Origin of the sequence: Amycolatopsis sp. cmx-8-4 (assembly GCF_046548675.1) — a bacterium.
Classification (GTDB): Bacteria; Actinomycetota; Actinomycetes; order Mycobacteriales; family Pseudonocardiaceae; genus Amycolatopsis.
In genome coordinates this window covers 155944-177935 of record NZ_JAEBDZ010000017.1, presented here as the reverse complement: position 1 = coordinate 177935, position 21992 = coordinate 155944, and the positions used below count along the sequence as shown (strand labels likewise).

Genomic DNA, 21992 nt, shown 5'->3' with positions numbered 1-21992 from the left:
CCCGGTTTCCCGCGACGGGAGGGCACAAACCCGGTTCAGCCGGTCGGGGCGTCCGCGAAAGGCGCGCGAGTCACGGGTAAGCCCGGCGGCTCGGGGTACCTACCGGACAACGACGCCGGCCACTGCTGCTCCCCGGTGTGGCGGACGTCGTCGGGAGGAGTTGTTCATGCCGGTGACCTGGCGCGAAACCGATCGGCCTGGGTGGCAGGTCCTGGACCTGACCGGCCACGACCTCGCCGACCTCTCCGCGGCCCGGCGGTGGACCGAAGCGCGGCTCTCGACCCTCGACGAAGCCCACCGCGTCGACACGGTGCTGGTCGTCGGGGAACTGCTCGACAACGCCTACCACCACGCCGGCGGGCCCATCCAGCTCCGGCTCCACCAGGTCGACGACCCGTGCGAGGTCATGGTGGCCGTCGCCGACCACGGCGGCGGTGTGCCGCACATGCGGGACCCGGCACACGACGGCGGCCGCGGGCTGCTGCTGGTCGACCGGATCTGCCGGGCCTGGGGCGTCAGCGACGACGAGGATGGCAAGACCGTGTGGGGCCGGGTCCCCTGCACGGAACCCTGAGGGCTAGCAGTCCGGCGCCGGTTCGGTCAGCCGCGGCAGCAGCGCCAGCCACGACAACGCCTCGGCGAGGTCGCGGTACACCGGCAGCACCCGCTCCAGCCCCAGCGCGGTCAGCGGGCGCAGCACCGAACGCTGCTGGGTGACGAGCACGAACGGGACGCCGGCGGCGTGCGCGTCGGCGGCGGTCTTCACCAGCACGGTCAGCGCCCGCGCCGCGCAGAAGGTGACGGCCGCGGCGTCGACCACGAGGACCCGCGGCCGCAGGGCCAGCTCGCGGCCGAGCGACTCGGCGAGCGAAGCGGCGACGGAGATGTCGAGCTCACCGGCCGCGGCCAGCACCGCGGCCTCGGCCGAGACCGAAACGTCGAACCGCGCCGACACGAACGCGCCGCGCTGACGGGGTAGCGGACCAGCAGGCATGACGGGTGGCCTCCCTCTTCACCGTGAGGCCAAACCGCGGCGTGCACCAGTCCAGTCCCACGCCGGGTCCCGGACGGGATCGCGGATGTGGGTGCGGCGGCTGCTCGAGTGAACCGCTGCTGCCTCCGACGGTACAACCGATTCACAATCGATGCAGAATGCGGGTCCAGACCAGCAACTCGCCAGGCTTCGCGGCCGCTCAGACGAACGTGCAACGGTTGTGCGACGCGGTGCTCAAGACGCGTCTTCGCCGGGTTCCGGCAGCCGCCCCGCGACGTGGTCGCGGAGCCGGCCCAGCGTGTCGAGCAGGGCGCTGCGCTCGGCGGCGCCGAGGACGGCGAAGGTGTGTTCGGCGTGCGCGTCGTGCAGGGCCTTGATCTCGCCGAGGTGTTCGCGGCCCTTGGCGGTGATCTCGAGCCGGGTGGAGCGGCGGTCGCCGGGGTCGTCGCACCGGCGCAGCAGGCCTTCGTCCTCCAGGCCGTCCACCAGGGACGTGATCGACCGGCCGGTGACGCCGAGCCGGTCCTTCAGCTCGCCCATCCGCGGCGTGCCCGCTTCGTCGACGGCGAGCATCAGCAGCACCCGGGACGTGGACCAGCCGCGTTGCTGGTAGGGCTGCCCGGCGTACCGCCGCAGCGCGTGCGTGGTGCGCATGAGCGCGTCGGCCAGCTGCGCCCCGGACGGCGGCGTTATCTCACTTGACACGCCACCAGAGTAGCCGCAACCCTCATGAGCACAATTGACACTATCCGGGTTGAAACGTCTTGGGGAGAATCAACGTGTGGCGAAGCCGCAACTACCGGCTGCGGTTCGCGAGTGCGGTCGTCTCGGCGCTGGGTACGGCCGCCGCCCCGGTCGCGACGGCGTTCGCGATCCTCTACGCGGGCGGCTCGCATTCGGCCCGCTCGGGGTGTTCCACCGCGGGAACGACACGGTCATCCGGTCACCCGGCCCGAAGTACCAGTCGGGCGCGCCCAGCCGGAAGTCCTGGACGTGCCCGTCCGCGTACTCGATCGTCCCGGTCCCGGCGGACGCCGTGCCCGTGCTCGTCACCAGGAACGACAGCGCCGCACCGGAAAAGGCACCCTCGATCCGCTGACCGGCGGCGACGACGTTGTCGGGCGAGCCCGGGCTGTAGGCGGGCAGTGCCAGCGGTGCGCCGTCGACGGTGACCGTGCGGCCGGGCGTCCAGCCCGCGGCGGCCAGGTCTTCGGCGACGAGGCTGTGGCCGCTCCCGTCGAGGTCAGCGGCGGCCGGCTGGGCGGCGGTGCTGACGCCGACGTTGTCGAAGGCGGCGGCAAGACTCGGGTAACTCACGGCCGCGCCGGCCGCACTGACCGGGGTGACGAGACCGGCGACCACCAAGGCGGCCAAGAGGATTCGCTTCACGAGGGACTCCCGGTCAGTCGCAGTGGCGGGCGGTGAACGTCCAGGTACCGGAGCCCACGGAGAACCGGTTCGCCCCCGGCAACGGCGACGCCCCTGGCGGCGCCGTCACGCCCGTACCGGGGACCGTCACCGTGCCGGTCGAGTTGGCGGGCACGGTGACGGTCAGGTCGAGCCGGCACCCGGACCGCGTCCACGCCGAGGAGACCGGGCCGCGGACCGTGTCGATCGACGCCACCACGTGCCCGAGGCCGGCGGGAACCTGGGGCGCGAAAGCGATCGCGGCGTAGCCGGGCGCGGCCGGGGTGATCCCGGCGAACTGCGTGTACAGCGCGGCGTTGATGCCCGCGAACATGGCGTGGTCGTGGGTTTCCATGCCGGACTGGTAGGTCCACTGCTCCCACGGCGTCGTCGCGCCGCGGCCGATCTCGTAGCCGAACCCGGGGTAGGTCTTCTGGTCCAGCACGGTCAGCGCGACGTCGATCCGGCCGACCTTGGCGAGCGCTTCGGGCAGGTAGCGGGTGCCGAAGATGCCGGTGTCGAGATGGCCGCCGTTCTTCGTCAGGATCGTGTCGACGAGCTGCGCGCCGACGGCGGCGAGCTTGTCCGGCGGCACGATGCCGAAGGCGAGCGGCAGGATGCTGGTGGTCTGGCGGCCGTCGCCGTAGGTGTTACCTGCGGCGTTGAGGAAGTGCGCGTTGAAGGCATCGGCGATCGACGTCGCCAGTCCGGCGAAGTGGGCCGCGTCGGCGGTGTTCCCCAGTGCTCGCGCGGCTTTCGCGACGTCGTCGGCCTGCCGGAACGACAGCGCCGTGTTGACGATCGACCGCTCGCTGAAGCAGTCACCCGCCGACGGGTTTCCCTGACCCCCGTTGGCGTTCGGGCCGCGGTCGGGCGGGCACCAGTCGCCGAACCCGCGGTCGTCCGGCCAGATGCGGCCCGGGTAGGCGGCCGCGTTGGTGTCCACGAACGCCGTCATCTTCGGGTAGGCCGCGGCGAGGCGCCCGAGGTCGCCGTACTGCTCGTAGAGCGACCACGCGAGGTCGACCGATCCGCCGCCCATGTCCGGCAGCTGCGCGTTGCCCGCGTCGCTGGGCAGCGCCGTGCCGGGCGGCAGGTCCTGCAGGTACTTGCCGTAGAAGCCGTCCATGCCGAAGTCGAGGACGGCCGCGTCGTGGTAGGCCTGCACGTCCATGCCCGGCGGCGTCCGCTCGTCGCGGACCGGGTTGTCGGTCGGCAGGCTCATCGAGTTGTTCAGGACGGCGCGCCGGTTGTTCGCCCAGATCGTGTTCAGCAGCGGGTCGGACGTCTCGACGTGCCCGGTGGCCACGACGTCGGCGTGCGCGACGCGGCCGGCGACGCTGCCGAGGTCCGGCGTGCCCGGGAAGCCGGTCAGCTCGAGGTAGCGGAAGCCGTGGTAGGTGAACCGCGGCTCGTAGACCTGGGTCCCCGCGGCGGATCCGAGCGTGTAGGAGTCGGTCGAGGCGGCGTTCCGGTTGGTGCTGGTGTCGAGCATCCCGTCGGCGCCGACCTCCTCCGCCGTGCGCATCCGCACGGTCGTCCCGGCCGGCCCGGCGACGCGGAGTTGCGCCCAGCCCGCGAAGTTCTGCCCGAAGTCGTAGACGTGGACACCCGGGCGGGGCTGTTTCACCGACACCGCGCGCAGGGTCTGGACCACGCGGATCGGCGGCGCCGTGGCGGCGGTCAGGGAGGCGCTGGGCGCCGCGACCGTGCGAACCGGGTGCCAGGACGCGTCGGCGAAACCGGGCCGGTCCCAGCCATTCTGCTGCAGACGCGCGTCGTAGCTCTCCCCCGCGTAGAGGTCGTTGGCCGTCACCGGGCCGTCGGACCAGCGCCAGGTGTCGTCGGTGGTGACGGTCCGGGTCGTCCCGTCGGTGAAGGTGACGGCGAGCGCGAGGATGCCCTGTTTCGGGCCCGTCCACCGGAAGCCGTACTGGCTGAACCGCGAGCCGTACCCGTTGCCTAGCCACAGGCCCACGGCGTTGCGCCCGGTGTGGACCTGCCCGGTGACGTCGAACGAGTCGTAGAGGTTTCGCTGGTCGTAAGGGGTACTGGCGGGCGAGAGGACCTGGTCGCCGGTCTTCTCGCCGTTGAGGTGGAGTTCGTAGAAGCCGAGGCCGTAGACGTACGCCCGCGCCGTCGCGACCGGCTTGTCCAGGACGAACTCGTGGCGCAGCAACGGCGCGTCCGGCGTCTGGGCCAGCAGGACCGGGTCACCCTGCGGTTCGAGCCGGCCGCCGGCGATGGTGACGCCGGGAAAGCGCGGGTCCGGGACGGCCGAGAAGTCGTCGGAGAACAGCGGTGTGCCGTCGAGCGCGTGCACGGAGATGTTGTCGTAACGGGCGTCCTCGGCCGTGCCCTGGCTGACCGACGTCCGGAAGCCGAGGGTCCCGGTGGTCGCCGCGCCGACCGTGCGGGAGTCGACCTGCGTGCCGTCGATCGACGTGACGACGGTGTCGCCGCGGGCTTCGAGACGCAGGTGGTGCGGCGCGCTCACGGTGGCCGGGGTGATGACGGGCGCGAGGTCGGTCTCGCCGAGGAGGGTGAAGGCGCCGTGGCTCTTCACGTGCGGCCGCAGCAGCACTTTGCCCGGCGTCGTGGCCGCGTTGACCTGCCACATCAGGAAGTCGTCGGGGCCGGCGGCGCGGAAGAGGACGCTCGCGGCCCCCGCCTTGATCGTGAAGTCGAGGTCGAGGGTGAAGTCCTGCCACGCGTACGCGCTCCCCGCGTCCGGGCTGATCCAGGCGGCGCTCCCCCAGTCCGCCGGTCCGGTCTCCCACCAGGCGGGCGCGGCCGGTTTCGTCACGTCGCCGCGGGAATCCCAGACCTCGACGGTCCAGTAGCTCCGTTTCCCGGCCGCGGCGGCCGCACCGCGGTAGGGCACCGAAACCGAGCCGCCGCTCACGACCTTGCCGCTGTCCCAGACGTCGGTGCGGTGCGCCGCGAGCAGGCCGGGCGAGCTGGCCACGAGGATCCGGTAGGCCGTCTGCCGCGCGCCGGATCGGCCGGATCGCAGTTTCCAGCTCAGCGTCGGAGCGCCGGTGGTGGCCAGCGGGTTGACAACGTTGTCGGCGCGCAGGTCGTAGGCCTCGATCCCCGCGCCGCGGTCCCCCGCGAGCGCGGAGGTGTCCAGGAAGAGCGTCGAGAGCAAGGCGCACAGGAAAGCGAGCGCGACTCGTGCGGGGTGACCGGGCATGGACGCTCCACTCGCGGCCGCAGCCGGCCGACGTCAAATCTTCGCCGATTTGAAACGTTTCAAGTTATCTTATCACCACGCCGGTGACGCAGACAACCGGAACTCGTCGGGACCGCTCCGGTGGCGGCTCACCCGCGGGCGAGCCGCCACCGGGGATTTCAGCCCTGGGCGGTCAGTTCCAGCAACCGGCCGGTGAGGTCGATGTGCTCGTCCACACTGCCGGTCAGGTAGCTGATGTCGATGAAGGTGTGGTCCGGCTCGAGGATCGAGACGATCTTGACGACGGACTCGGCGATGTCCTCCGGCTTCGTGTCCGGGGCCGCGTTCACCCGCAGCGCCGCGCTCAGCGCCCCCGGGTCACGGCCGGCCTGCTCGGCGTCGGCGCGGAGCTTGGCCAGGGTCGAGGTGAGCACGTCCGCGGGGAACGCCTCGGGGATCGACCAGACCGGCAGCCAGCCGTCGGCCCGCTCGGCGACCCGGCGCAGCGACTTCTCGCCGAACCCGGCCAGGTGCACCGGCGGCTTCCGCACCGGCTTGAGGTCGACGTACGACTCCGCGATCTTGTAGCCGACACCCTCGTGGGACACGATGTCCTTGCTCCACCAGGTGTCGAGCAGGTCGAGCAGGTCGTCGAGCCGCTTGCCGCGCTCGGACATCGGGATGCCGACGGCGTCGTACTCGTCCGGCGACCAGCCGATGCCCAGCCCGGGCAACAGCCGGCCGTTGCTGGCGACGTCGATGCTGGTCAGCAGCCGCGCGAGGTTGGCGGGCTGGTACTGCGTGGCGTTGATGGTGCTGGAGCCGAGGATCACGTTCTCGGTCACCGCCGCGGCGACGGCCAGCGCGGCGAACGGGTCCTGGGCGGTCCGGAACTCGTCGGGCATGGTCTCGTAACCCGGGTAGGGCACCACGGGCTTGACCGGCGACAACAGCCGGTCCCCCACCCACAGACCGGCCGCCCCGGCCTCTTCGGCGGCCCGCGCGTAGCGCGCGACCCCACCCGGCGTGGCCGCCGCCTTGCCGAACACCGGAAGGCTGAAACCAATGCGCATCAATGACTCCCCTGGAGAAACGATCGGATCATGGAGGTCCTGCTGCCACTACTACTCGCATCTGGTTGTTCGTTCAAGTAATTCGGCGGCGCGGCTGATCACGGCCTGCGTTAATCCGTTGGCGCCGGGGGGGAAACGGGGTTGGGTACCGCTCATGGCCCACATCGAGGGTACGTGTGACGAACGGTTCGAAGCGGTGCGGGACGCCTTGGCGGCGTCGCTGGACAAGGACGACGTCGGGGCGTCCGTCGCGGTGTACGTGGACGGTGCGCCGGTCGTCGACCTCTGGGGTGGGTACGCCGACGAGGCGCGGACGCGGCCGTGGGAGCGCGACACGATCACCGCGGTCTGGTCGACCACCAAGACGATGACCGCGCTGTGCGCGCTGATCCTCGCCGACCACGGTGAGCTCGACCTGGACGCGCCCGTGGCGGCGTACTGGCCCGAGTTCGCCGCCGCCGGGAAGGACGAGGTGCTGGTGCGGCACGTGCTCGGGCACACCGCGGGCCTGCCATCCTGGGACGAGCCGCTGACCGTCGAGCGGCTTTACGACTGGCCCGCGATGACCGCGCTGCTGGCGGCGCAGGCGCCCGCGTCGGAGCCGGGCACAGTGGGTGCCTATCACGCCGTCACGCAGGGGTACCTGGCCGGCGAGGTGATCCGCCGGGTCACCGGGCGCCGGCTCGGCCGGTTCTTCGCCGAGGAGGTGGCCGGGCCGCTGGGCGCCGACTTCCACATCGGGCTGGCGCCCGAGCACGACCACCGGGTCGCGCCGGTCATCCCGGCCACGACGCGGGCGCCCGAGTTCGCGGACCGCGGGCCCGGCAACCCGGACGTCCCCGCGGAAGTGGCCAACACCGAGGCGTGGCGGCGGGCGGACATCCCGTCCGCCAACGGGTTCGGCAACGCGCGGTCGGTGGCCGCCGTGCAGTCGGTGCTCACCTCGGGTGGCCGGGGGCTGTTGTCCGCGGCCGGCTGCGAGCGGGCCCTGGAGGAGCAGTTCGCCGGCGAGGACCAGGTCCTGGGCGCCCGGATCCGGTACGGCATGGGTTACGCCGTGCAGGGCCGCAGCTGTTCCTGGGGCGGCTGGGGCGGGTCGCTCGTCATGAACGACTTCGACCGCCGCATGACCGTGGCGTACGTGATGAACCGGATGCTGGAACAAGGCCCGCTGGGCGACGACCGCGGGCTGAGCGTCGTGCTGGCCACGTTCGGCTGACCGGCCGGGCCTGGGCGTCAGACGTCGAGGCCCGGCTGGTTCCGCAGCTGCCTGCGGGACGTGATGCCGAGTTTGCGGAAGATGTTGCGCAGGTGGGCATCCACGGTGCGGGGGCTGAGGAACAGCCGCGCGGCGATCTCGGTGGACGTCGCGCCGGTGGCGACCATGCGGGCGATGTGCGTCTCCTGCATGGTCAGCGGGTACGTCGACTTCGGCTTCGTCGTGATCCTCGTGGTGTCGTACTTCCTGTGCCGCGGCTGGCTCGGCTGGCGCCGCGACGCCGAGTCCGCTCAGCCCAGGTGAGCCAGCTCCGGCCACAGCTGCGTCCAGGTCCCGCGCGGCTGCCGGCACAGGTAGCTCGCCGCGCCCTTCTCGACCTCTTCGTTCGACAGGCCGTCGGGCAGGGTGAGCGGCGCGATCTCCGTCACCTGCGCCCAGAACCGGTGCAGGTAGGCGGGGGTGAACTCGCCGACGCACACCACGGTGGCGTCGCTGCCCGGAGGCGGCCCCCAGAACCCGTAGGCGTTGTGGCCGCTGGCGACCGGGTTGCGCAGGCCCTCGGCGGGGCCGAGGGTGCTCAGCGCGCCGGCTTCGCCGTAGTTGCTGGTGAAGATGACCGTGTCGGCCGGGTACCGGTCCGCGACCGCGACGATCTGGCGCATGTACTCGGGCCAGCCGTAGGTCTCCATCACGGTGCTGCTCAAGCCGATGCGGTTCGTGATCTTCGGCGGGAACACGGGCAGGCCGATCACGATCGCGAACACGGCCGTGGCGGCGATCGCGAGGGGCCACGACCGCCGGCCGTCCCGCGTGTTCGCGGTTTCCACCGCCACCGCGCCGGCGGCGAACAGGCCGGGCAGCATCGGGGCCGCGTAGTAGGACTTGCCCGACGTGACGGCGATGAACACCACCGCGGTGATCGCCACGACCAGCAGCCACCGGTGCGGCCGGCCCGCGCCGGTGCACAACCGGCGTACGCCGATCACCCCCAGGCAGAGCAGCGGCGGACCGGTCAACACCAGCAGCAGCAACGGGACCTGGGTGAGCGCGTTGCCCTCCCGGCCGGACAGCACCCCGGCCATCCGCACGGCCGGCCACGGCCAGCCGTAGGAGGCGTTCCACAGGATGTTCGGCAACGCGATCAGCAGCGCCACTACGGCGGCCAGCCACGGCCCCGGCGTGCGCAGCACCGCGCGCCGGGTGACGACCAGGCCGAGCCCGATGCCGACGAGCAGCGCGGCGATGGTGTCCTTGTTCTCCAGCCCCACCCCGGCGAGCAGGCCGGCGAGCAGCCACGCCGGGATCGTGCCCAGCCGCAGCGCCCGCGCCGTCGCGACCAGCACGGCCAGCCAGCACACCTGGTCGACGACGGTGGTGCCGAACAACGCCGACGCGGCCACGAAAGCCGGGCAGGCCGCCACCGCGGCGGCCGAGACGAGCTGGGCCCGCCGACGTCCGCCGAGCTCAGCGGCGAGTTTCGCGGCCAGCAGCACACACCCGGCCGCGGCCGCGATGGCCAGGACGCGCAGCGGCAACACCCCGCCGGGCAGCGCGGCGGCCAGTCGCGCCAGCACCGGCGTCACCGGCGGCTGGTCGACGTACCCCCAGGCCGGGTGGCGGCCGGTGAGCACGTAGTAGAACTCGTCGCGGTGCCAGCCGTAGCGGGCGGCCACGGCCAGGTGGATCACCGCGACCACGCCGGCGATCAGCAGGACCGGCCGCCACGCCACGCGGGGTCCGGTTTCCCGGGCGTCCTCAGCCGTCTGTGTCATCGTCATTTCCCCCAGGAGATGGCTCGGCCGGCAGGAACGCGGCCAGCAACAGGTGGCGCACCGTGCGCCGGCAGTCGTCGTCCTTGAGCATCAACGAGTCCTGGTCACCGTGGCGGTGCCAGGCGAACCAGGCGACGGACTCGACGAGGAACCGCGCCGAGGTCGGGACGTCCGGGACCGGACGCAGGTGCCCGGAGCGGATGCGGCGGCGCAGGTAGTCGCCGAGCTGGTCGAGGACCACGCGCCGGCCGCGCACGAAGTGCAGCTCGGCGAGTTCCGGGATGTCCCGCGCGCAGCTCTCGACCAGCGCGAGCAGTCCCTGGTGGCCTTCGATGTAGGCGTACAGCTCGTCGATGATCCCGCCGAGCTCCTCGGCCACCGGCTTGCCGCGCCGGCCGAGGGCGGCGTCCAGCGCCGGAAAGCCGGCGGACGCGACCGACCGCGCGTCGATCCCGGCGATGCCCGCCGGCCCCGGACTGCCGACCGGAATGGTCAGCCCGGCCAGCGTCTCCGGTTCGGCGAGGTGCAGAAAGGCCAGGTACAGCAAGGCTTCCTTGCTGTCCACATAGGTGTAGAGGGCACCGTGGCTCAGGCCGAGCACGGCGGCCACGTCGGAGATCCCGGCCGCCTTGTACCCCTTGCCGGTGAACACCCGCGCCGCGGCCGCGGCGATCTCGCCCAACGGCCGCGGCTGTACCCGTCCGCGCATGCGGTGAGTATTGACTGAACGAGTCAGTCAGTCAAGAGCCCGCGGGCCGACCGCAATGGCCGCCCCGCGGGCTGTCGCTCGGTTCTACACCTCGATGTGCGAGCCCATCACGACCGTGCGGTCGCGGGGCAGCGCGAACTGCTCGGCCGCGTCCGCGGTGATGAACGACGTGGCGATGAACAGCCGCTTGCGCCAGCTCGCCATCGTCTTCGCGTCGCCGAGCTGGAGCTCGATCTTCGACAGGAAGTACGACGCGTCGTCCACCTGCAGCCGCCCTCCGTCTCCGCCGGCTCGAGGGACCTCAGCGCTGCGGGGACGTCGGGGCGCTCCATGTAGCCGAACCGGGCGCTGACGTGGGTGATGCCGTCGTGGGCGTGGCCGAGGTCGTCGACGACCGTGCGCTCGTCCTCCGGCACCCGGGGCACCGGCTCCGTCTCGATCGAGACGATCACGACGTGCTCGTGCCGGACGTGGTTGTGCTCCGCGTTGGCCCGCATCGCCAGCGGCGCGGTCACCTTGCCGCGGTTGAGGAAGACGGCCGTGCCCGGGACGCGCTGGGTGACGGGCTTGTCGTTCTCCAGGTCATCGATGAACTCGCGCAGCGAGCCCTCGTGCCCTTCGCGCTCCGCCGTGACGATCTGCCGGCCCCGCTGCCACGTGGTCATCACGGTGAACACGGTGAGGGCGATCAGCAGCGGCAGCCACGCGCCGTGGATCAGCTTGGTCAGGTTGGCCGCGACGAACAGCAGGTCCACCGACAGCAGTACGGTCGCGCCGAGCCCGATCAGCCACTTCGGCGTGCCCCACTTCACGCGCGCGACGTAGAAGAACAGCAGGGTCATGATGGTGATCGTGCCGGTCACGGCCATGCCGAACGCGTAGGCCAGCGCCGCCGAGCTGCGGAACGCGAAGACCAGCGTCAGCACCGAGACCAGCAGCAGCCAGTTGATCCACGGGACGTAGATCTGCCCGATGTTCGACTCCGAGGTGTGCCGGATCCGCAGCCGGGGCAGGTAGCCGAGCCGGGCGGCCTGCGCCGTGACCGAGTACGCGCCGGTGATGACGGCCTGGGACGCGATCACGGTCGCCGCGGTGGCCAGCAGGACCAGCGGGAGCCGGGCCCAGCTGGGCACGAGCAGGAAGAACGGGCTGCTGACGTTGGCCTGGTCCTTCAGGATCAGCGCGCCCTGCCCGAGGTAGCTGAGCACGCACGCGGGCAGCACCAGGAACAGCCAGCCCCGGGTGATCGCCCGCCGGCCGAAGTGGCCCATGTCGGCGTAAAGCGCTTCGGCGCCGGTGACGGCCAGCACGATCGCGGCCAGCGCGAAGAACGCGATGCCGAAGTGCCCGGCCAGGAACCCCAGGGCGTACGTCGGCAGCAGGGCCTTGAGGATCTCCGGCTGGTTCGCGATCCCGCCGATGCCGAACGCCCCGATCGTGACGAACCAGAGGATCATCACCGGCCCGAACAGCCGCCCGACGGTCGCGGTTCCCTTGCGCTGGAACAGGAACAGCACCACGATGATGACGGCGGTGATCGGCACGACCAGCTCGTCGAACGAGGGCTGGACGATCTTCAGCCCCTCGACCGCGGACAGCACCGAGATCGCCGGGGTGATCATGCTGTCGCCGAAGAACAGCGACGCGCCGAAGATGCCGACGCCGGACAGCACCAGCGCGGTCCGGGCGCCGCGCTGCCCGCTCCAGCGCCGCAGCTGCGTGATGAGGGCCATGATGCCGCCCTCGCCGTCGTTGTCGGCGCGCATGGCCAGCAGCACGTAGGTGACCGTGACGATGATCATCACCGACCAGAAGATCAGCGACACCACGCCGTAGACGTTGTCCGTGCTCACCGGGACGGGGTGCGGGTCGCTTGGGCTGAACACCGTCTGCAGGGTGTAGATCGGGCTGGTCCCGATGTCGCCGAACACCACGCCCAGGGCCCCGATGACCACGGCGAGCCGCACGGCCTCGCGCCCGCTCGGCGCGTGTCCCGGGGCCACCGGATCGGCGGCCGGGTTCTGATCAGCCATGACGTTCCTCTCCGAGCAGGCAGCCAGGACCCTCGTCGCCCGGTGCACCGTGCCGGACCCTACCGACACCCGGGCCGCTCCCCCGGCGCCCGGCCCGCGACGCGCCGACCGGGTAGCGGAGCGTCACTGCGCGGCGGGCCGGGCCGATCTGTAGTGCCATGGAGGGGTGACGACATTCCACTCCTTCCTGGACAAGGCGGACGAGCGGCTGGGCGACCGGCTCGAGCACGTCCTGTGCGCCCACCACCGGCGGCGGCTGCGCGGGCTCGGCTGGGGTGACGTCCTCGAGCCCGGCGGCGCGGACGGCCGGTTCGGCGGCCGGGCCGCGGTCCGCGACGGCAACCGCGTCGAGATCCTGATCGACGGCGAAGAGGCGCTGCCGGCTATCCAGGACGCCATCCGGCACGCGAAGTCCCACGTCCACATCGCCAACTGGCACGCGAGCGCGGACTTCCGGCTGACCCGCGAGCCGGGCGCGCCCACCCTGCGTGAGCTGCTCGCCGAGACCGCCGGCCGCGGGGTCGACGTGCGGGTCCTGCTGTGGGGCGGGCCGCCCGTCCCGGCCTTCAAGCCGACGCGGGGCCTCGCGAAGGACGAGCAGCGGAAGCTCACCGAGGGCACCGGCGTGCGCTGCGTGCTGGACTCGCGGGAGCGGACCCTGCACTGCCACCACGAAAAGCTGGTGGTGGTCGACGACGTCGTCGCGTTCGTCGGCGGTGTCGACTTCACCGCGCTCGAAGGCGACCGGCACGACAGCCCCGACCACCCGCCGCGGCAGATCGGCTGGCACGACCTGGTGTCCCGGCTCGAAGGACCGATCGTCGCCGACGTCGCCGAGCACCTCCGGCACCGGTGGACCGAGGTGGCGGGCGAAGAGCTGCCGGCGCCGAAGGTGCCCGAACCGGCCGGCGAGACCCGGGTGCAGCTGCTGCGGACGGTGCCGAACAACACCTACGACTTCGCACCGAAGGGCGAGTTCACCATCCTCGACAGCTACCTGCGGGCCCTGCGGTCGGCGCGGCGGCTGATCTACCTGGAGAACCAGTTCCTGTGGTCCCCCGAGATCGCCGAGGTGCTGCTCGACAAGCTGCGCCACCCGCCCGAGGACCGCTTCCGCGTCGTCCTGCTGCTGCCGCGCAAGCCCAGCAACGGCGCCGACACCACCCGCGGCCAGCTCGGCCGCCTGGTCGACGCCGACGACGGCAACAACCGGCTGCTGGCCACGACGATCAGCGCGCACGATGGCGACACCGCCGCGCCGGTGTACGTGCACGCGAAGCTCGGCATCGTGGACGACGAGTGGCTGACCGTCGGGTCCGCGAACCTCAACGAGCACTCGCTGTTCAACGACACCGAGGTCAACATCGCGACCGACGACCGGGAACTGATCCGCGCGACGCGGCTGCGGCTGTGGGCCGAGCACCTGGGCCGCCCGGTGGAAGAACTGGACAAGGACCCGGCGGACGTCGTCGACGACCTCTGGCGGCCCCTCGCCGAAGAACAGGCGGAGCGGGAACGCCGGGGCGAGCCCCGCACCCACCGGCTGGTGCTGCTCCCCGGCGTCTCCCGCCGGGCCGGCCGGCTCCAGGGCCCGCTGCGGGGACTGCTGGTGGACGGCTGACGACCGTGCGCTTCAAGCGTTGGAAGCCGCGCGCCGGTACTCGCTCGGGTTGGCGCCGCGGACCCGCTTGAACGCCGCGCTGAACCCGAACGGATCGGCGTACCCCACCGCGCGGGCGACGTCCGCGATGGTGGCGGTTTCCCGCTCGGTCAGCAGATCCGCCGCGAGGGTCATCCGCCAGTGGGTCAGGTACGTCAGCGGTGGCTCGCCGACGAGGTCCGCGAACCGCTTCGCCAGCGTCGACCGCGAGACACCGGTGCGGGCCGCCAGTGCCGCGACCGTCCAGGGCGCCGCCGGTTCGGCGTGCAGCAGGCGCAGCGCGTCGCCGACCACCGGGTCGCGCTGGGCGGCCCACCAGGCCGGTGCCCCGCTCCCGGGCCGGTCGAACCAGTCGCGCAGCGTGCAGACCAGCATCCAGTCCAGCAGCCGGTCGAGGACCACCTGTTGGCCCGGCGCGTCGACGGCGACCTCGGCCGCGAGGTGGTCCAGCACGGCGTCACCGGTGCCGCCGCCGGCCGCGCGCAGCACGACGGGCAGCGCGTCCAGCAGCCGGCGGCTGAGCTCGCCGCGCACCGGGTACGCGCCGACGATCAGCGTCGTCTCGCCGCCGTCGTCGTCGGCCCAGCCGAGCCGGTGGCGGGTGCCGCCCTGCTCGGGCGTCGCGCAGAACTCGCCGCACGCCACCGGCGCGGCCCGGGTACCGACCTCGTCGACGAAGGTGAACGTCGCGGGCCCGCGCACGACGACCGTCTCGCGGGCGCGCAGCGGCTCGGGCGGGCCGTGCTCCGGCACGATCCAGCCCGCCCCGCCGAGGACGGTGCACAGGGTCAGCGGCGCGCCGTCCACGAACTCCAGGGCCCAGGGCGGGGACAGCGTCGAACTGCCGAACAGTGAGCCGTGGGCCCGCACCCCGCGGATCAGGTCGTCGAACACGTCCACCCGGCCGAGATTAGACGAATGGACAGGCGATCCGGGCTTTCACCTATGGGATCGTCCGAGCCGTCCGGGTTCAATCGGCGTCATGAGCACCGACGCCCTGACCGCCGAAGACCTCGAGTTCCTCCGCCGCCCCCTGCACGGCTTCCTGACCGTGGCCGCGGGCCCGGTTCCGCCGCAGCCCCGGCCGGTGTGGTTCGAGGCCGCTCCCGACGGCACGCTCCAGCTGTTCACCGAACCGGACGCGCTCAAGGTGCGACGCCTGGGCCGCGACCCGCGCGCCTCGATCGTCGTCGCCGCGCCGGTGGGTGAACGCGAGCGGTGGGTTTCGGTCGCCGGCCGCACCACGCTGGAGCCCGGCGGAGCCCACGACCTGGCCCGCCGCCTGGCCGCCCGCTACTGGGACCTCGAAGACCCGGCCCGGGCCGCCGACCTCGCCGGAATCCTGGCCGTCGATCAGCTTCGCCTGGTGATCCACCCGGAGTCCGTGCGCCGCTACACGTACTGATCGCCGCTCAGGCTGCGAGTTGAGTGCACGCCTGTACACTCAATCAGCATGATCGCCACCACCTGGTCCCACGAGGTCGTGACCGCCGGCCGCGAGCGGGGCGGTGCCTGATGGCCGAAGTGGGGATGCGGCCCCCGGCGTCGCCGCTGCGGCGCCGGGCCTTGCGTGCCGTGCGCTGGCTGTTCACCCCGTTGCGGGCGGACGACTACCTCGAGCTGATCAACCCCCTGTGGTCGACCCGGGAGCTGCGCGGCCGCGTAGAGCGCGTCGTACCCGAACGGGGTGACGCCGCCACCGTGCTGATCCGGCCCGGCTTCGACTGGGTCGGGCACCGGCCCGGGCAGTACGTGCGGCTGGGCGTGGTCATCGACGGCGTCCACCACTGGCGGGCGTACTCGCTGACGTCGAGCCCGGACCGCGCGGACGGGCTCATCTCGGTCACCCCCAAGAAGGTCGACGGCGGGGTCGTCTCGCCGTACCTGGTCGAGCGGGCCCGGCCCGGCGAGGTCGTGCGGCTCGGCGAGGTCGAAGGGGCGTTCACCCTGCCGGACCGGCTCGACCGCGGCCTGCTGTTCGTCACGGCGGGCAGCGGCATCACGCCGGTGATGAGCATGCTGCGCCACCTGGGCCACGGTCCCGGCCTGCGCGACGTCGTCCACGTGCACTCGGCGCGGGAAACCGACGGCGTCACCTTCGGCGACGAGCTGGCCGCGCTGGAAAAGCAGCACGAAGGCCTTCGCCTGGAGCTGCGCATCACCAGCCGCGACGGCCGGTTCTCCCCCGCCGATCTGGACGCCCTGTGCCCGGACTGGCGCGACCGGGACACCTACGCCTGCGGTCCCGGTGAGCTGCTCGACGCGCTGCAGGCGCACTGGAAAAGCCACGGCGACGTCGAACGGCTGCACCACGAACGGTTCCAACCGATCGTCGGGGGCGACGCCGCCGACGGCGCGGGCGGCACCGTGCGGTTCGCGCACCGCAACGTCGACGCGGACTGCCCGCCCGGCACGCCGATCCTCGTCGCGGGCGAGAACGCGGGCGTCGACATGCCCTTCGGGTGCCGGGTCGGGGTCTGCCACACCTGCGTGCTGCCGATCCGGGACGGCCGGATCCGCGACCTGCGCACCAACGTCGTCAGCCAGCTGACCAACGAGATCGTGCGCACCTGCGTGAACGGCGCCGAAGGCCCGGTCACGGTCGAACTCTGAACGGTCGAACCCTGAGCGGAGAAAGGAACCCATGTCGACGCAGACGGCTCAGTCCCTGGAAGTCGCCCACCCGTTCGCGCACCTGAGCGCGGACCAGCTCGACGAACTCGCCCGCGAGTTCGACGCCATCCACGACCAGGTCCGCGGCGATCTTGGCGAGCGCGACCGCACTTACATCAAGGGCGTCATCAAGCTGCACCGCCAGATCGCGGTGGCCGGCCGGGCCCTGCTGCTCGGCTCCCGGTCCAAGCCGGCGTGGCTGGCGGGCACCGGCTGCCTGGCCGTCGCGAAGATCCTGGAGAACATGGAGATCGGGCACAACGTCCTGCACGGCCAGTGGGACTGGATGAACGATCCCTACATCCATTCGTCCACTTGGGACTGGGACACCGCCTCGACGGCGGCGGCGTGGAAGCACTCCCACAACTTCATCCACCACACCTACACCAACATCCGCGGCAAGGACAAAGATCTCGGCTACGAGATCATGCGCATCGACCCGCACCAGAAGTGGCACCCGGCGTACCTGGCGCAGCCGCTGTACAACCTGCTGCTGATGGCTTTCTTCGAGTGGGGTGTCGCGGTCCACGACCTCGACGTCGAAGCCATCCGCTCCGGCGAGAAGCCGATGAAGGACGTGTGGCACGACATCAAGGGCATCTCGGGCAAGGCCCGCGACCAGATCCTGAAGGACTACGTCGGCTGGCCGCTCGTGAGCGCCCTCGCCGCGACGGCCGTGGGGCGGCTCGCGCGGCCCGAACCCCGCTCCCGGCTGCGGGTCCTGGCGGACCGGGCCGGTGGCCGGCGCCGGAAGGGCGCGGTGCGCGCCCAGCTCGAGGCGATCCGCGCGGAAGGCGGCGGCACGTTCGCCGCGACGTTCTGGGCGAACTTCACGGCCAACATCATCCGCAACCTGTGGGCGCACTCGATCATCTTCTGCGGCCACTTCCCGGACCAGACCTACACGTTCGGCCAGGACGAAGTGCGCGACGAGACCCGCGGCGGCTGGTACGTCCGGCAGCTCGTCGGCGCGGCGAACATCACCGGCTCCCCGCTGTTCCACCTGATGAGCGGGAACCTCGGGTACCAGGTCGAGCACCACCTGTTCCCGGACATGCCCAGCAGCCGCTACGCCGAGATCGCCCCGCAGGTCCGCGAGATCTGCCGGCGCTACGGCCTGCCGTACAACACCGGGCCGTTCTCCCGCCAGCTCGGCACGGTGCACCGCACGATCCTGCGGCTCGCCTTCCCGGGCGGCAAGCCCCGCCCGAAGCCGGGCCCCTACCCGGGCGACGAGGTGAAGCGCGCCGCCTGACCGGGCTCACGCCGTGGCGCGTGACGAGGTCGATCAGGTCCTGGGCGCCGACGCTCGGCAGCGCGGCGCCCAGGACCTGATCGGTCTCGCGGCCGACCACGAACCCGTGCGGGCACACACTTTCGGTCCACTGTGGACCGCTGTCGGCGGCCGGCCGCGACGGCAGGTTCGTGACGTTCGGGAAGACTCGGACCGGCCGCTGCGAGGGCGAGTCGCGCCCCAGCCGATCGTCGGCGGAACCAGCCCTCGAAGCTCCTCGACCTTGATCATGAGTGGCGCACCCCGCGAAGCCGATTTCGAGGAGGCGTGGGCCGCGCGGGGCACCACATCGGTCGACCTGCCGGTGAGCACCAGCGCGCGTTCTTCCCCGGCGCCGACTGGTTCGAGGCCCCGACGGCCGCGTCTTCACCGCCGGCACCGGCCGATCGCTACCTGCGGGTGTTCATCGAGGTCCACCTCCGCGCGACCTCGGGCGGGCGCTGATCCGGGCTCAGTCCGGCACCGCCACGACGTCCGGCTCCACTGACGGCGGATCGCGAGCCGAAGCTTCCATAGATCGCGCGGATGCTGCGCGCGCTGGGCCACCCCTTGCGGATGCTCGAACTGCTGCAGGCGGACGGCCCGGCGACCGGGCTGGGCAAGCGGGTCGGCGAAAGCTCGGGGACCACCAGCTGGCACCTGCGGCTGCTGGCCGAAGCCCGCCTGGTCGAGGAGGACACCGGACGCGGGAACAAGCGCGAACGCTGGTGGCGCTCGGCGCAGGAGTCCACCCGGATGCGGGCCGTCGACTTCATCGACGATCCCGACCTGGCCGGTCCGCTCAACACGTTCCTGCGGTCCTCGCTCGAGCAGCGCTACCAGGCCGAGACGCAGTTCCTCAGCAAGCTCCCGCGGTGGATGGACCGGTGGCACAACGAGGAGACCGCGGCGATGAGTGCCGAGGTCGAAGCGGTGATCGACCGTTACCGCCGGGACGCGCGCCCGGGCGACGACAACGTGATCACGCACTGGTCGACGTTCCCGCGGCAGGCGCGACCGGAGGACCCGGAAAGTCCGGCTGAGGGGAACGAACCGTGACGCACTTCTTGCTGGCCGAGGGCCTGGTCCGAACTCGAAACGGGCCTGCGGCTGACGGCGGAAGCGCCGCGGCCTAGCTTTCGGTCACCGGCTCGGCCAGCTGGGGCAGCAGCTCGAGCCACGCGAGCGCCTGGGTGAGGTCGCCGTGCACCGGCAGCTCCCGCTCCAGCCCCAGCGCTGTCAGCGGGCGCAGGACGGCGCTGCTGCGGGTCACGATCGCGAACGGGATCCCAGCGGCCTTCGCGTCGGCGGCGGTCGTCACCAGGATGGTCACAGTGCGCGCCGAGCAGAACGTCACCGCCGTCGCGTCGAACACCATCGCCGCCGGGCCCAGGCCGAACTCGCGGTCCAGCAGTGCGGCGAGCCGGCCGGTGACGCTGAGGTCGAGTTCACCGGCCGCCGCCAGGACGGTCGCGCCGGCGCTGGTCGTGATGCGGAAGCACGCGGTCGATCCGGACGGGTCGGGCGACCGGGTTTCGGACACGACGGGCGGCCTCCTCGGGTGGACCGTGAGGCCAAACCACCGGGGCACCAGTCCGGTCGCACGCCGGCCCCAGGCGGGGACCGCGGGTTCGGGGTGCGACGGCTCCCGGGCGGAACCGCTGCCTTACGACGGTACCGCCGCGCCACGTCCGACGCAGCACCGTTCCGGTGAGTGGATGACCAACCGTCGTACCGGATGCCGGTCAGTCACGGGCGGTGATGATCAGGGCGGCCTGGTCGTCGGCCGCCTCGGCTTCGCCGGTGAACGCCCGGACCGCGGACGTGATCGCGTGCAGGAGCTGCTGGGCGGTCGCGTGGCGGGGCGCGGCGGCCACCGCGTCGACGAGCCGCTGGTCGCCGAACTCTTCCCGGCGTGGGTCACGGGCTTCGAGGAAACCGTCGGTGAGCAGGATGAGGCTTTCGTGCGGCCGCAGCCGGATCCGCCGCTCGGTGAGCCGCGGTGTGGTGTGGATGCCCAGCAGGCGGCCGGGGATGTCCAGCTCGTGGATGCGGTGGTCGGCGTCGAGCAGCAGGGGCAGGTTGTGGCCGGCCCGGATGAGGTCGAGCACGAGCCCGTCGCCGTCGCGGCCGAGGTGGCCGTAGACGAGCGTCGCGAAATCGGTGCCGTGCGCGTGCGGCCGGTTGCTGAGCGCGGTGTCGATGGCGGTGACCACGGCGGTCGGGTCCCGCAGCAGCGGCGCGACGGCGCGGGCCGTGTGCCGGATCAGCGCGGTCGTGGTCGCCGCGTTGGCGCCCCGCCCGCAGACGTCGCCGAGCATGAACGCCCACGTGCGGTCGTCCAGCTCGAACACGTCGTAGAAGTCGCCGCCGATCTCCAGGCCTTCGCCGGCCGGGTGGTAGAAGGTGGCGAGCTCGGTGCCGGGCACCTCGGGCAGGTCGGGCATGAGCAGGCCGGCCTGCAGGTCACGGGCGAGCCGGACCCGCTGGTGGTACTGGCGGGCGCTGCGGGCGGCCGACGCCGCGCGCCGGGCGAGCTCTTCGACCAGCGTGACGGCGTGCTCGTCGAACGGGTGGTCACCGGTGGTGAACAGGGTCACCGCGCCGAAGGTGTGCCCGCGTTCGGTGAGGGGGACGCACAGGGACTCGGTGAAACCCGGCCCCGCCCCGCGCACGGTCCGCCCCGAGGACAGCACGCCCGCGACGGTGCCGCCGATCTCCGGGTCCCGCTCGGCGGGCGACGGGTCGGCGGCGGCCCGGGCGACACGGCGCAGGTGGCCGTCTTCGACGATGTCGACGACCGCCAGCGGGGCGAGCTTGGGGACGTAGAGGTCCGCGAGCTGCTGCAGGTTCTGGACGTGGTCCAGCTCCGCGGCGAGGGCGGTGCTGGCGTGGAGCAGGAAGGCGAGGTCGTCGCGGATCGCCCGTTCCTTCTCCTCGGCGACCAGCCGGGCCCGCTCGGCCTCGTGCCGTTCGATGGCCAGTGCGGCCGTCTCGGCGAACAGGCGCGCGAGGGCCAGGTCGTTGGCCTGCGGGGCGCGGGGCGCGCGGTGGTACATGGCGAACGTGCCGAGCAGCCGGCCGTCGCGGCCGAGGATGGGCGTCGACCAGCAGGCCGCCAGCCCGGCGCGGCCGGCCAGGTCCCGGAAGTCGGCCCAGAACGGGTCTTCGCCGATGTCGGTGACGATCACCGTCTGCCGGCGGTGGGCGGCGGTGCCGCAGGAGCCGACGCCTTCGCCGGTGGCGATCCCGTCGATGGCGTCGTTGTAGAAGCCCGGCAGGCTGGGCGCCGCGCCGTGACGCAGGTGGCGGCCGTCCGGGTCGGCGAGCAGCACCGAGACGAGCACGTCCGGCGTGAGGTGCTCGATGGTGGCGGCCATGCCCTCGAGCACGTCGGCCAGCGGGGCCTGCCGGGCAATCTGCTCGAGGAGGGCGCGGTGCTCGGCGGTGAGCCGCTGCGCGTGCTTGATCTGGGTGGTTTCGACGCCGATGACGCGGACGCCGTTCACCGCGCCGGCGGCGTCCCGGCGGGGTTCGTAGGTGAAGTCGAAGAACGCTTCCCGGACCTCGGTCCCGGTCCCCAGCAGCACCCGGGCGTCGCGGCCGGTGAACGGCTGCCCGGTGCGGTAGACGCGGTCGAGCTGGTCGAGCAGGCCCTGCCCGGTCAGCTCCGGCACGAGCTCCCCGAGCGGGCGGCCGGCCGCCAGCCGGCCGACACTGCCGACGGCCTTGCCGAACGCCGGGTTCGCGGCCTCCAGCACGTGGGCGGGCCCGCTCAGCGAGGCGAACAACGCGGTGGACTGACCGAACAGGTCCCGCAGGTCGGCATCCGCCGGGGCCGGGTCACCGGCCATCCGCTCGGCGCTCGCTGAAGACATCGGCCTGCTCTCGCTTCCGTTGGTACCTGAAGTCCGGTCAGGCGCTGAGCGGTCCGGCCCGCTCGTCAACGGTGTGCCTGTCTTCTCAAGCCTCGTCGACACGTGACGCCCACCACGGTGCGCGTC

The 21992-nt window shown here is 72.2% G+C and carries 20 protein-coding genes and 2 pseudogenes; 9 read left to right on the top strand and 13 right to left on the bottom strand.

The genetic code is table 11. The annotated features are described in order from the left end of the window. The first annotated feature begins 166 nt into the window (after positions 1 to 166). Positions 167 to 574, top strand: a complete 408-nt coding sequence (locus ACLJQZ_RS31670) for an ATP-binding protein (protein WP_410623506.1) — start codon at positions 167 to 169, stop codon at positions 572 to 574. A gap of 3 nt (positions 575 to 577) precedes the next feature. On the opposite strand, the gene ACLJQZ_RS31665 is transcribed toward ACLJQZ_RS31670, so the two are convergent. The 5 genes from ACLJQZ_RS31665 to ACLJQZ_RS31645 form a co-directional block, all read right to left on the bottom strand. Beyond that, positions 578 to 994: an STAS domain-containing protein gene (locus ACLJQZ_RS31665; protein ID WP_410623505.1), complete on the bottom strand. Its 417-nt coding sequence runs from the start codon at positions 992 to 994 to the stop codon at positions 578 to 580. A gap of 234 nt (positions 995 to 1228) precedes the next feature. After that, on the bottom strand, positions 1229 to 1699 hold the full coding sequence (locus ACLJQZ_RS31660; RefSeq protein ID WP_326948912.1) for a MarR family winged helix-turn-helix transcriptional regulator: 471 nt from the start codon (positions 1697 to 1699) through the stop codon (positions 1229 to 1231). A gap of 69 nt (positions 1700 to 1768) precedes the next feature. Then, on the bottom strand, positions 1769 to 2383 hold the full coding sequence (locus tag ACLJQZ_RS31655) for a hypothetical protein (protein WP_410623504.1): 615 nt from the start codon (positions 2381 to 2383) through the stop codon (positions 1769 to 1771). A 13-nt stretch (positions 2384 to 2396) separates the two neighbouring features. Continuing rightward, a complete protein-coding gene (locus tag ACLJQZ_RS31650; protein WP_410623503.1) occupies positions 2397 to 5597 on the bottom strand; it encodes a family 78 glycoside hydrolase catalytic domain in 3201 nt (1066 codons plus the stop codon). Between the two features lie 158 nt (positions 5598 to 5755). After that, positions 5756 to 6649 (bottom strand): TIGR03619 family F420-dependent LLM class oxidoreductase, encoded by an 894-nt coding sequence (locus ACLJQZ_RS31645; RefSeq protein WP_410623502.1) that lies wholly within the window; start codon positions 6647 to 6649, stop codon positions 5756 to 5758. A gap of 154 nt (positions 6650 to 6803) precedes the next feature. On the opposite strand from ACLJQZ_RS31645, the gene ACLJQZ_RS31640 reads away from it, so the two are divergent. Beyond that, on the top strand, positions 6804 to 7868 hold the full coding sequence (locus ACLJQZ_RS31640; protein WP_410623501.1) for a serine hydrolase domain-containing protein: 1065 nt from the start codon (positions 6804 to 6806) through the stop codon (positions 7866 to 7868). A gap of 17 nt (positions 7869 to 7885) precedes the next feature. Here the strand turns inward: ACLJQZ_RS31640 and ACLJQZ_RS31635 are convergent. Further along, a pseudogene (locus ACLJQZ_RS31635) lies at positions 7886 to 8065 on the bottom strand (helix-turn-helix domain-containing protein); the annotation flags it as partial. Here ACLJQZ_RS31635 and ACLJQZ_RS31630 point away from each other — a divergent pair. After that, positions 8043 to 8171: a hypothetical protein gene (locus ACLJQZ_RS31630; protein WP_410623500.1), complete on the top strand. Its 129-nt coding sequence runs from the start codon at positions 8043 to 8045 to the stop codon at positions 8169 to 8171. The pseudogene ACLJQZ_RS31635 and the gene ACLJQZ_RS31630 sit on opposite strands and share 23 nt — an antisense overlap. Here ACLJQZ_RS31630 and ACLJQZ_RS31625 read toward each other — a convergent pair. The 4 genes and pseudogenes from ACLJQZ_RS31625 to ACLJQZ_RS31610 form a co-directional block, all read right to left on the bottom strand. Continuing rightward, entirely contained in the window at positions 8159 to 9640 is a 1482-nt protein-coding gene (locus tag ACLJQZ_RS31625; RefSeq protein WP_410623499.1) for a glycosyltransferase family 39 protein, read from the bottom strand. The genes ACLJQZ_RS31630 and ACLJQZ_RS31625 overlap by 13 nt on opposite strands. After that, positions 9624 to 10349, bottom strand: coding sequence for a TetR/AcrR family transcriptional regulator (locus ACLJQZ_RS31620; RefSeq protein ID WP_410623498.1), 726 nt, complete (start codon positions 10347 to 10349; stop codon positions 9624 to 9626). Before ACLJQZ_RS31620 ends, ACLJQZ_RS31625 begins: the two co-directional genes overlap by 17 nt. An 84-nt stretch (positions 10350 to 10433) precedes the next feature. Further along, on the bottom strand, positions 10434 to 10613 hold the full coding sequence (locus tag ACLJQZ_RS31615) for a KUP/HAK/KT family potassium transporter (protein ID WP_410623497.1): 180 nt from the start codon (positions 10611 to 10613) through the stop codon (positions 10434 to 10436). Between the two features lie 92 nt (positions 10614 to 10705). After that, positions 10706 to 12382 (bottom strand): annotated as a pseudogene (locus ACLJQZ_RS31610) (potassium transporter Kup); the annotation flags it as partial. Between the two features lie 166 nt (positions 12383 to 12548). Here ACLJQZ_RS31610 and ACLJQZ_RS31605 point away from each other — a divergent pair. Then, on the top strand, positions 12549 to 14003 hold the full coding sequence (locus ACLJQZ_RS31605) for a phospholipase D-like domain-containing protein (RefSeq protein WP_410623496.1): 1455 nt from the start codon (positions 12549 to 12551) through the stop codon (positions 14001 to 14003). A gap of 12 nt (positions 14004 to 14015) precedes the next feature. Here ACLJQZ_RS31605 and ACLJQZ_RS31600 read toward each other — a convergent pair whose 3' ends face one another. Then, positions 14016 to 14942: an AraC family transcriptional regulator gene (locus ACLJQZ_RS31600; protein WP_410623495.1), complete on the bottom strand. Its 927-nt coding sequence runs from the start codon at positions 14940 to 14942 to the stop codon at positions 14016 to 14018. Positions 14943 to 15024: 82 nt separating this feature from the next. Between ACLJQZ_RS31600 and ACLJQZ_RS31595 the strand changes: the two genes are divergently transcribed. The 5 genes from ACLJQZ_RS31595 (at position 15025) to ACLJQZ_RS31575 (ending at position 19047) form a co-directional block, all read left to right on the top strand. After that, positions 15025 to 15447, top strand: a complete 423-nt coding sequence (locus tag ACLJQZ_RS31595; RefSeq protein ID WP_410623494.1) for a pyridoxamine 5'-phosphate oxidase family protein — start codon at positions 15025 to 15027, stop codon at positions 15445 to 15447. Between the two features lie 110 nt (positions 15448 to 15557). Next, positions 15558 to 16655: a ferredoxin reductase gene (locus ACLJQZ_RS31590; protein ID WP_410623493.1), complete on the top strand. Its 1098-nt coding sequence runs from the start codon at positions 15558 to 15560 to the stop codon at positions 16653 to 16655. A gap of 31 nt (positions 16656 to 16686) precedes the next feature. Further along, positions 16687 to 17970, top strand: a complete 1284-nt coding sequence (locus tag ACLJQZ_RS31585; RefSeq protein WP_410623492.1) for a fatty acid desaturase family protein — start codon at positions 16687 to 16689, stop codon at positions 17968 to 17970. Between the two features lie 306 nt (positions 17971 to 18276). Next, the gene (locus tag ACLJQZ_RS31580) at positions 18277 to 18453 is read left to right on the top strand and encodes a hypothetical protein (RefSeq protein ID WP_410623491.1); all 177 of its coding nucleotides are present in this window, start codon (positions 18277 to 18279) and stop codon (positions 18451 to 18453) included. Between the two features lie 81 nt (positions 18454 to 18534). Further along, positions 18535 to 19047: an ArsR/SmtB family transcription factor gene (locus ACLJQZ_RS31575; protein WP_410623490.1), complete on the top strand. Its 513-nt coding sequence runs from the start codon at positions 18535 to 18537 to the stop codon at positions 19045 to 19047. Between the two features lie 73 nt (positions 19048 to 19120). Here ACLJQZ_RS31575 and ACLJQZ_RS31570 read toward each other — a convergent pair whose 3' ends face one another. After that, complete coding sequence (locus ACLJQZ_RS31570; RefSeq protein WP_410623489.1) at positions 19121 to 19531, bottom strand: STAS domain-containing protein; 411 nt, start codon at positions 19529 to 19531, stop codon at positions 19121 to 19123. Between the two features lie 202 nt (positions 19532 to 19733). Further along, entirely contained in the window at positions 19734 to 21866 is a 2133-nt protein-coding gene (locus tag ACLJQZ_RS31565) for a SpoIIE family protein phosphatase (protein ID WP_410623488.1), read from the bottom strand. Between the last annotated feature and the right edge of the window lie 126 nt (positions 21867 to 21992).

What these genes read in the sequence shown, in the direction of transcription:
- ACLJQZ_RS31670 (WP_410623506.1), top strand. Translation starts at nt 167, where the DNA reads ATGCCGGTGACCTGGCGCGAAACCGATCGGCCTGGGTGGCAGGTCCTG.
- ACLJQZ_RS31665 (WP_410623505.1), bottom strand. Translation starts at nt 994, where the DNA reads ATGCCTGCTGGTCCGCTACCCCGTCAGCGCGGCGCGTTCGTGTCGGCG.
- ACLJQZ_RS31650 (WP_410623503.1), bottom strand. Translation starts at nt 5,597, where the DNA reads ATGCCCGGTCACCCCGCACGAGTCGCGCTCGCTTTCCTGTGCGCCTTG.
- ACLJQZ_RS31645 (WP_410623502.1), bottom strand. Translation starts at nt 6,649, where the DNA reads ATGCGCATTGGTTTCAGCCTTCCGGTGTTCGGCAAGGCGGCGGCCACG.
- ACLJQZ_RS31640 (WP_410623501.1), top strand. Translation starts at nt 6,804, where the DNA reads ATGGCCCACATCGAGGGTACGTGTGACGAACGGTTCGAAGCGGTGCGG.
- ACLJQZ_RS31630 (WP_410623500.1), top strand. Translation starts at nt 8,043, where the DNA reads ATGTGCGTCTCCTGCATGGTCAGCGGGTACGTCGACTTCGGCTTCGTC.
- ACLJQZ_RS31625 (WP_410623499.1), bottom strand. Translation starts at nt 9,640, where the DNA reads ATGACACAGACGGCTGAGGACGCCCGGGAAACCGGACCCCGCGTGGCG.
- ACLJQZ_RS31620 (WP_410623498.1), bottom strand. Translation starts at nt 10,349, where the DNA reads ATGCGCGGACGGGTACAGCCGCGGCCGTTGGGCGAGATCGCCGCGGCC.
- ACLJQZ_RS31595 (WP_410623494.1), top strand. Translation starts at nt 15,025, where the DNA reads ATGAGCACCGACGCCCTGACCGCCGAAGACCTCGAGTTCCTCCGCCGC.
- ACLJQZ_RS31590 (WP_410623493.1), top strand. Translation starts at nt 15,558, where the DNA reads ATGGCCGAAGTGGGGATGCGGCCCCCGGCGTCGCCGCTGCGGCGCCGG.
- ACLJQZ_RS31585 (WP_410623492.1), top strand. Translation starts at nt 16,687, where the DNA reads ATGTCGACGCAGACGGCTCAGTCCCTGGAAGTCGCCCACCCGTTCGCG.
- ACLJQZ_RS31575 (WP_410623490.1), top strand. Translation starts at nt 18,535, where the DNA reads ATGCTGCGCGCGCTGGGCCACCCCTTGCGGATGCTCGAACTGCTGCAG.
- ACLJQZ_RS31565 (WP_410623488.1), bottom strand. Translation starts at nt 21,866, where the DNA reads ATGTCTTCAGCGAGCGCCGAGCGGATGGCCGGTGACCCGGCCCCGGCG.